Annotated in this window: 10 protein-coding genes and 3 pseudogenes; 4 read left to right on the forward strand and 9 right to left on the reverse strand. The window is 41.9% G+C overall.

Features of this window, described 5'->3' with window-relative positions; genetic code table 11:
• From LC574_RS13925 to LC574_RS13945, 5 genes and pseudogenes are all read right to left on the reverse strand, one after another.
• A partial coding sequence (locus tag LC574_RS13925) for a transposase (RefSeq protein ID WP_229454071.1) occupies positions 1 to 832 on the reverse strand: 832 nt, incomplete at its 3' end.
• A 190-nt stretch (positions 833 to 1,022) separates the two neighbouring features.
• The gene (locus LC574_RS13930) at positions 1,023 to 1,361 is read right to left on the reverse strand and encodes a XisI protein (protein WP_229454072.1); all 339 of its coding nucleotides are present in this window, start codon (positions 1,359 to 1,361) and stop codon (positions 1,023 to 1,025) included.
• Complete coding sequence (locus LC574_RS13935) at positions 1,352 to 1,762, reverse strand: XisH family protein (RefSeq protein ID WP_229454073.1); 411 nt, start codon at positions 1,760 to 1,762, stop codon at positions 1,352 to 1,354. Before LC574_RS13935 ends, LC574_RS13930 begins: the two co-directional genes overlap by 10 nt.
• Before the next feature lie 155 nt (positions 1,763 to 1,917).
• Complete coding sequence (locus LC574_RS13940; protein WP_229454074.1) at positions 1,918 to 2,253, reverse strand: XisI protein; 336 nt, start codon at positions 2,251 to 2,253, stop codon at positions 1,918 to 1,920.
• A pseudogene (locus LC574_RS13945) lies at positions 2,241 to 2,693 on the reverse strand (element excision factor XisH family protein). The gene LC574_RS13940 and the pseudogene LC574_RS13945 overlap by 13 nt, the downstream one beginning before the upstream one ends.
• A 555-nt stretch (positions 2,694 to 3,248) precedes the next feature.
• Here LC574_RS13945 and LC574_RS13950 point away from each other — a divergent pair.
• Positions 3,249 to 3,722: a DUF433 domain-containing protein gene (locus LC574_RS13950; protein ID WP_229454075.1), complete on the forward strand. Its 474-nt coding sequence runs from the start codon at positions 3,249 to 3,251 to the stop codon at positions 3,720 to 3,722.
• On the forward strand, positions 3,715 to 4,068 hold the full coding sequence (locus tag LC574_RS13955; RefSeq protein WP_229454076.1) for a DUF5615 family PIN-like protein: 354 nt from the start codon (positions 3,715 to 3,717) through the stop codon (positions 4,066 to 4,068). The genes LC574_RS13950 and LC574_RS13955 overlap by 8 nt, the downstream gene beginning before the upstream one ends.
• A gap of 10 nt (positions 4,069 to 4,078) precedes the next feature.
• Here LC574_RS13955 and LC574_RS37985 read toward each other — a convergent pair whose 3' ends face one another.
• Positions 4,079 to 4,201, reverse strand: a complete 123-nt coding sequence (locus LC574_RS37985) for a hypothetical protein (RefSeq protein WP_267871521.1) — start codon at positions 4,199 to 4,201, stop codon at positions 4,079 to 4,081.
• A gap of 714 nt (positions 4,202 to 4,915) precedes the next feature.
• On the opposite strand from LC574_RS37985, the pseudogene LC574_RS37990 reads away from it, so the two are divergent.
• Positions 4,916 to 5,317 (forward strand): annotated as a pseudogene (locus LC574_RS37990) (tetratricopeptide repeat protein); the annotation flags it as partial.
• Here the strand turns inward: LC574_RS37990 and LC574_RS13965 are convergent.
• The 3 genes and pseudogenes from LC574_RS13965 to LC574_RS13975 form a co-directional block, all read right to left on the reverse strand.
• On the reverse strand, positions 5,232 to 6,005 hold the full coding sequence (locus tag LC574_RS13965) for a hypothetical protein (protein ID WP_368736688.1): 774 nt from the start codon (positions 6,003 to 6,005) through the stop codon (positions 5,232 to 5,234). The pseudogene LC574_RS37990 and the gene LC574_RS13965 overlap by 86 nt on opposite strands.
• Before the next feature lie 9 nt (positions 6,006 to 6,014).
• Positions 6,015 to 7,094: an SGNH/GDSL hydrolase family protein gene (locus tag LC574_RS13970; protein WP_229454078.1), complete on the reverse strand. Its 1,080-nt coding sequence runs from the start codon at positions 7,092 to 7,094 to the stop codon at positions 6,015 to 6,017.
• Positions 7,095 to 7,821: 727 nt separating this feature from the next.
• Positions 7,822 to 8,541, reverse strand: a pseudogene (locus LC574_RS13975) (S-layer homology domain-containing protein); the annotation flags it as partial.
• Positions 8,542 to 8,551: 10 nt separating this feature from the next.
• On the opposite strand from LC574_RS13975, the gene LC574_RS39025 reads away from it, so the two are divergent.
• The coding region (locus LC574_RS39025) for a KUP/HAK/KT family potassium transporter (protein ID WP_368736689.1) at positions 8,552 to 8,676 on the forward strand (125 nt) is incomplete at its 3' end.

Raw genomic sequence — 8,676 nt, forward strand, 5'->3', positions numbered from 1 at the left:
CCTTCAAATCCTCATAGGCTACCAAGTCGCTAGACTGGACTACGCACCTTGCCAACTTCACGGCAAAGTCTTTACGCTGCCTACTTACTTTGAGGTGTTTACCAGCCAGTTTATTTCTAAATTTAGCTCTGTTTTTAGAGCCTTTTTGAGTCTTAGAAAAACGACGTTGCATCCGTTTCAAAGACTTTTCACTTTGCCTTAGATGTCGCGGGTTTTCAACTTGATTACCTTCGCTATCAGTCAAAAAGTAGTTGAGTCCAACATCAAGACCAATAGTTTTACCAGTCGGCTCTCGCTTTTCGATTCGCTCAGAGTCGATGCAAAACTGAGCGTAGTACCCATCAGCACGACGCACAATTCGCACTCGCTTAAACTGTTTCAACTGGTAGAAATGCAGGTCACGAGTTCCCCAAAGCTTAAATGTTCCGGCTTGAAAACCATCACTAAAAGTGATGTATCGACGGTCATTAGAAAGTTTCCAACCGCTAGTTTTGTACTCAACCGAACTATGAATTTGCTCTTTTTTGAAGCGTGGATAACCCTTCTTTCCTGGTTTACCTTTCTTGCAGTTGTCAAAAAATTTAGCAATTGCACTCCATGCTCTTTCAGCAGAAGCTTGTCGAGCCATAGAGTTAAGTTTGTCTACCCAAGGAAAGTTTTCATCGGCAGCCAGTACAGCGCAATAAGCACTCAACTCGTATCTGCCAATACCCCGATTATCCATCCAGTATCTCAGACAGGCATTGCGAACAAAACGAGCAGTTCTAATCGCCTCATCAAGCGATTGGTACTGCTGCTTTGTTCCCTCAAGCTTTGCCTCAAATACCAACATGATTACGTCGAGTACACTAACGTAATTGTATCACAAAACATTTTTACAGCGAATAAAGAAAGCCCGCGCCTTACCCCCATATCTAAAGCCAGGGGCTTTCTCGGCGCGGATATTTTGGTAAACGTGAGAAGAACAACGGGAACAAACACAACGGGTGTTTATTCGGCGCTCGCTATGGCAGAAATATTTTTCAAGTTCCAAACCCGGTAAATTGACGTACATAGGGTTCGTGAAACGCCAAAATAATATCTTGCTTGGGTACTCCCATTTCAACTAATCGATTGGCAATTCCAACTTCGGTACCATCATGTTGAATCCATATTTTCCCATCTTTAATATCGAGATGTAGAATACAGCCAAAATCGCGTTTATTTCCCCGCCAACCGACATAAAGTAATTGATAGTGGTCTTGTTGTTCGTCGAAAATTGTTTGCACATCATACTCTTCGGCATTTCGTTGCATCGAAGCTCGCTTTTGCCGTTCGCAAAGAAGATGTCGAATATATTGCCGATATTTTTCTACAGCCATTGACGAATAACCTCCTCTTGTACATCGTAAATTATCAATCGTAATTGATATTTTGCAACTGCCGATGTAATAAATTTTCGTTGAAAAAAACTTTCATAAATTGGGACGCGAACAGCTAAATAAAGTTGGCGTTCTGGTTCAATTTTATCTAAAGCATCCCGATAGTTTAAAAACTGTCCCAAGGCTGTATGAAATTCTGAAACATTAGATGGACTAATAAAACTTTTAATTTCCACCGCTATTTTTTGTCCCTCTTTCTCTGCTCCTAAAAGTTGCTCTGCCGCTAAATCAATCTCAAAATCTACATCATCCACATTGATTTCATAAGGGTCAGCCGTAATCTTCCAGCCGTCTTTTTCTAAAGCATTTCTGACAATATTATGAAATCTATCTTTTGCCATAGGAGTTCACTATACTAAAAATTAGGCTGGTTAAAGGTAGATAATACACAATATTCGCTTTAATTCGTATTTTAACTTAGGGTTAGTTTGGCAGTAACGCCCAAAGATGTGCAAGCGATGCCTGGGTTGGGCTACGCCAACGCATTCATCAACAATTAAGCGATCGCAAAATGAGTGTATTGTCTAACATCTTCTGGATGAAAAGCTAAAACAATTTTATCTTTGGGAATTCCTGCGGCTACGAGTTCATTGGCAATTCCATATTCAGTCCCATCGCGCTGAATCCAAATTTTTCCATCAATAATTTCAATATGGATAATACAACCATGAACTCGTTCTTCTCCCTGCCATCCCAAAGTCATTACTATGTAATTAGTAGCTGTGCGATCAATAATAAGTTTTGTTTCTAATTGACGATTTGCATAGGGTATTTTTATATATTCATTCAGAATATCTTCGATGATTTTTTGATATTTTTCTAAGGTATCCATTGCACAATCACCTCTCGCTTTGGGTCAAATACAAGTAAACGTAAGCGGTTCTTTTTTAATAAAATCTTGCCGATGGTTTCGGTAAAAATTTCAGTGTAAGTTCGACGGGGGATAGCAAGATACAAAATTCGGTCGCTTTCTTGTTATTCTAAAATATCGTAATAAAGAATAAACTGTCCTAATGCATTTTCTAAATCTGTAACGGGAGATTGGCTGAGAAAACTCTTGATTTCAACTGCTATTTTCTGCTGACCTTTTTCTGCGACTATAAGTTTTTCTGCACCCAAGTCTATATATAAATCTTTTGTCCCACATTTTAATTTAAATGGGTCATCAGTAATTAGCCAACCATCTTTTTCTAGGGCTGTTATCACAACATTATGATAAACATCTTTGGCCGGCATACTAGAAAGTGCGGTAATTGTGTATTCTTTGGGCATTGAGGGTGTTTTATCGCCAGGAGTACGGCTCCAAATCCTTACGAATGGTGCGTTACGGATTTCATCCTAACGCACCCTACAGTACCAGGGCTATTTCGTTCTAGACAGAAACCGCCCAGAACTGAAGTTCACAGGCTTTTAGCTAAAGTCCGTTAAAACGGACTATAGCAATCCTAAATCATTCGTGAAAAGTTAGATCCCCGACTTCTTAAAGAAGTCGGGGATCTGGACACTGAGAATTTTCACAAATCAGATAGGATTGCTATATAACCTTTTCTCAGTCGTCTTTAGACGACTTTCGCTATTAGACCCAGAATTCATTCTGAGGCGGACTAGATGAGAATGAAATAGCCCTGCTACAGTACTGATTTAATGGAACTCCAAAAAATAAATGCGTACCCCGAAATAACAAATGCGTACCCCGAAATAACAAATGCGTACCCCGAAATAACAAATGCGTACCCCGAAATAACAATTGCGTTGGCGTAGCCTGCCGCAGGCATCGCCGAAATCACAATTGCGTTGGCGTAGCCCAACCCAGGCATCGCAAAATCGATGAAAAATACTGGTAGTGGGCGATCGCTTAGAATAAAGCAAGTAATGAAAAGTCAATTCATTGAGCTTCAGCAAATGCCTTCCTACTTGGTCAATTTACCTGTTCAACTACAGCAAGAGATAGAGCAATGGGCAACTAGCCAAGGAATTTCCCTCGATCAATTTATTTTGTGGGCAGTAGCAGAAAAAGTTGCCTCCCTTCGCCATCAACTGAACGACCCCTCCTTTCCCTTGATTAGCTATCGCATTGGAAGCAGTGGCCAAAAAGTTCCCGTTGTTAGTGGTACAGGAATTCGAGTGCAAACTCTAGCGATTGCTGCTCATCAGTGGGGCTGGTCTTGCGAGCAAATTGTCCAACAGTATGGTATTACTGAAGCTCAGATCAATGACGCACTGGGTTTTTACACTGCCCATCGTACCGAGATTGATGAAGCGATCGCTACAGAACAAGCGATTGAAACTGCTGGTGTCTAAACTCCTGCTGCATTTAGATGCAGACACCTCCATTAAAGCATTGCATACGGCTCTAGTTGCTCGTGGTCATGATGTGACTCGCACTCCCAATGAATGGATGCCAGAAGATGCTAGCGATGAAATGCAACTGCTGAAAGCCACAGATAACGGACGGTGTATTTTTACCTTCAACATCAAAGATTTCTTGTCCTTGGTTATTCAGTATCCGCAGCACAGAGGCATTATTCTAGCGGCACAAAATAGTTGGAATTTGTCTGACCTCATTCAAGCATTGGATCGCTTGCTATCAGAAACTCAAGCAGAAGACTGGCCTGGGCAAATACGTTGGTTGAATCAATGGCGATGAGAATAGCGTATCAATTGAAAAACAGAACTTTGCGATCGCCTAAATAATAATTGCGTTGGCGTAGCCCGCCGTAGGCATCGCCAAATCGATAAATGCGTTGGCGTAGCCAGCCCAGCGTAGGCATCGCATCCATCCTCTTTTTACCTGAAACTGGTAGTGGGCGATCGCAAAATCAGTATATTGTCTGTTCACAAGTAAAAAATACTTAGCCACGAGGTTCTTTCATTGTCAGACACACATCACCTGTGATGAAATTCTACATTTTTCCTGTATTTAGGGTGTTGGTGTTGAATTATTTCTTATAACCTAGTTGCGTCTCACACCCTTGCCCATGAATGAACAGCGACAGCAAGCCTATCTCAACCTCATTCAACGCCTATTGAATTGCCGTAGTCACGATGAAGTCCGAGAGATTTTGGCAGCAAACCAAGAATTAGTGGATGTTGGCTTCTTCCAGAAAACCTCAGAAAGAGTAAGTAATTTGATAGTAATAGGTGAGTTTGAGCAAGCTAATCGTTTGATGAATATTGTAAGGCGGCTGCTCGAAGTGTATAGCGATTCAGTGTCAGATATAACAGCACAAGAAGAATATGTTGATTTTTTGACAGAGGTACTACAAGCAATCAATTCAAGCTGGGGTAACGTGCCGATAGCGCAGGTAGTTTACCCCTTGCTGGCAAACAATACAGACAAACTCGACGAGGTGTTAGCAGAAATATTGCGCCAGTGGGGGACATATAGACTGAGAGAAGCCACAGCAGATCAGGAGAAATACCAAGTAGCAGTAGTTATTGTCGTTTTGAGCAACATAATTAGCAAATTCCCGTTGGGTAACAAAGCCAGTAATATGGAAATTGCCATCACTGGCTATGAAGTCGTGCTGACATTCTTTACCCAGCAAGCTTTCCCCGAAGATTGGGCAGCTACGCAAAATAATCTCGGTGAAGCTTATCGTAACAGAATCAGAGGGGATAAAGCTGATAATTTAGAGCGGGCGATCGCTTGTTACCAAGAAGCTTTGAAAGTCAAAACTTTTGAAGCTTTTCCCCAAGATTGGGCAGGAATGCAACATAATCTCGGTACTGCTTTCAGTGACAGAATACGAGGGGATAAAGCTGATAATTTAGAGCAGGCGATCGCTTGTTACCAAGAAGCACTGAGAGTCAGAACTTTTGAAGATTTTCCCCAAAATTGGGCAGAAACGCAACATAATCTTGGTACTGCTTACAGTGACAGAATACTAGGGGAGAAAGCTCAGAATTTAGAGCAGGCGATCGCTTGTTACCAAGAAGCACTGAAATAGGATTTACGCACTGTACAAATTCATCGTGATGTGCATTAACGATGCTCCCGGAAGTTTTCAGGCTTTTCTTAATTATCCTGCGATCGTCAATAGACCTTCTAGTTCCAGGTCGAATGCCAGCTGTTTCTAATTCAGCAGATGTGAGCTTCGTTTCAATCCAGGCATTTTCCCACTTAACAGTAGTATCTTCCTGCTGCACTTTTTGGGGCGATTCATGGGAAACATGGCGGGAACCAAAGCTGAGAATACCGCTAATGGTTTCGTTATCTCCGAGTAAATCGACAACGCCTTCGCCGTAAACCCACGGGAAAGAACCGCCGAGTTTGCTGACTTTGACACGACCTTCATCACCAAGGGTCTTGACAATTGTGCCAATTTCGTCTTTGTGTGCGGTGATAGCGTAGGCGCGAAGCGGCTTGTCGTTAGACATCGCTCGATCTGGACTTTTGCCTGGAATCTTGGCAATAATATTATCGGCGCGATGCCTACGGCGGCAAGCTACGCACCATACTTCTACACCCAGCGCCGCAAATCGTTGCATTAACAACTGGTTAATTTCAGCTTCTGCACCACTAGGAGAATGGTGCATGACTAATTCTTCAATAATTTGAAATAAGCGATCGTAATCCCAAATACAGTTAGTTCAGTTTTCAACTGTTATATGAGACAATTGTGCATCAAAAACCCGGTCTGCTGTGATCAATGCTGCTCTTTTTTGTTGACGCTTCAGCACTCCTACCGCACCAAAAGCACTAAGGGCTAAAATTCCCCAGTTTATCGCAGGTTCCGGGACAGACTTAGCCTCAATCGCCGCCAGTGCAGTGTCTGCTACTAACTTATGAACGCCTGTTGTTGGATGTACAGAGTCAAAGAACAAATAATCGTTTGGTTGAGGGCATACACTGATGATTGTCTGGAAAGTACCTACTACGCAAGGGTTAGCCACATCTTGAAACCCAAACTTCCCTGGATTTGCTTGTATTTGATTAAATAGGGAAAACACATCCACAGAGATCAGATTCAAATCCGAGTTACTGCTAAATTTGCCTAGTTCCTCTGCTAATCTCTTGTTATGGTCATTTGTAAAACTAGTCAAGTTGCTAGATAGACCTGTAGCGAATGCAAATGGAATCTTGCCCAAATCAGGCAAGTTAAAGACTAAAATATTTTTTGCGCCAGATGAGGCAAGTAACCCTACTGCATCTGATAAATTCTGGACTGTTTGAGTCGCATTGGTAGCTTGACCAAACACATAATCATTTGCACCTCCCCATACAGCATAAAGAGCATTTGGATCAAGCTTCTGATTGGCTTGTAGAATTGGTTGCGTGAATAAGCCGACTTGCTCTAGCACTCCCGGTAACGGCGCACTAGGAACAACAGCATTACCCTGACCAGAACTAGCACCGCCGACGGCAAAATTAATACCTTGATTAGGAATAGTAGAATTTGAAATCAAGTATGGGGTAGAATTTAATCCTAGCTGATTTCCCAGGTAGTCTACCCACACCTGATCATTAGAAAAACGCCCTTGAAAGTAGGGTGGATCTTGGGGAATAGCTGTTGTCGGAGCGACTAAACCATTAGTAGCAGTGAATACATTGCCAGTATCAGAAAGACTGTCGCCAAATACATAAAATTTGCTAAAACTCGCAGCACTCGCTTTGAGCGGCAACATGAAAGATAAGAGAACAAATCCTACTGCTACAGCTTGTTTTTTCATCTTTGTTTTACCTGTGGTATTTTTAATTTGTTTAAAAGTTCTGACTACTTGTATTTTGACTTACTTCAAAACTAAGTACTAAGTAATATCACGTCCGGTTAAACACAAGTCAATTGCGAACGGAGTGAAGCAATCGCTCCAGACGTTGTGATTGCTTCGTTTCACTTCGTTCCACTCGCAATGACATATCACAAGTAATTTATCGGATATGATATAAGTCGGTCAAATTAAATATAAAACCTAACCCTGCCTCCGGCTTCCCTCTCCTTAATAAGGAGAGGGATTGAGGGTGAGGTTTGATCTTATGTTTAATTACGCCTACCTACTTAGGGCTATTTCATTCGAGACATAAAAAGCCCAGAATTAAAGTTCCTCTCTTATAGCTAAAGTGCGTTTTAAGGGACTATAACCTTTTCTCAGTCGTCTTTAGACGACTTTCGCTATTAGACTGGTGAATTCATTCTCAGGCGGGGTAGATGAGAATGAAATAGCCCTGACTAAGTACGCCTATTGAGTAATTTACGTTGTTTTACTTAACTATGCCTCAAAAGTTCATCAAACCCGGGTAAAAACGCTGAAAATAATTAAATTTACATTTTATTGAGAAAAAATAGCTATATTACAAAGAAATGGCAAAATTTACATGCTAAAGGGTGGGAATTGCCCACTTTTATGATATCGATGGACTAACCGCAACAGAATGCTGTAGCTCATCGTAGACTTCACTTTAACTTCGCCTTAATTTCAAAGCCTCAGTAGCCGATACACCCTCACCCTGACTGCCGAAATACCATAAAGCCATAGCAGCCTCAGCACGAGTTACTGGTTTTTTGGGTTGAAACAGAGTCGTATAACCAAACACCCGCCGAATATTCGATTGTTCGCCATTCTGGTAATCAGCCAACACTGCTCTTAATGCTTTGGGGTCAATTCGCGCCGCGTCTTGGAAGCCCCAGGTTTGTTTGACCGCATCTAAGTTAGCAGAGGGTAAAGCTTGGCGAGTATCTAAAGGTAATTTCCATAGCAGCAACTGTTCCCGCGTTAGGGGTGCATCAGGACGAAACAAAACTACTGTAGAATCAAAAGACAAAGGACTGGGAATTAAACCAGCTTCGGCTAATCCCTGAATTGCTGGAAAATCAGGGTCTTTTGCAGACACATCACTAAAAATTGGTTGAGTAGTTTCTGATGCCAAGCGAATTTGTTTAGCTGGATTGCTGGCATACATAGCATTGTTAGCAGCAATTAGCCAACGAGCATATTCCCGATGTGTAACGATTTTACCGGGTTCAAACTGGTTAGTTGTGGCAGTATTGCTCTTAGTTGCCTTTGGTTCTATAGACAAAACACCTAATGCAGCCAAATCTTGGATATGTTGCCGCCATTCTTGCGGTATCTTATTCAGATCGTTGAATTCCTGAGATTCGGCTGTGGCTGTAGGAGTTGTTTGGTTTACGATGCTGCTTGTGATCGGTTTGTCTCAGATCATCCATTATCCTTCTGTAGTAAAAGCCCTTAATCCTTATTATGATTACGAACTCCTGGCCAGATATCCCCATGGTTTCTGGTTGCTCGGAGCAGT

Source organism: Nostoc sp. CHAB 5715 (assembly GCF_020829685.1).
Classification (GTDB): Bacteria; Cyanobacteriota; Cyanobacteriia; order Cyanobacteriales; family Nostocaceae; genus Nostoc.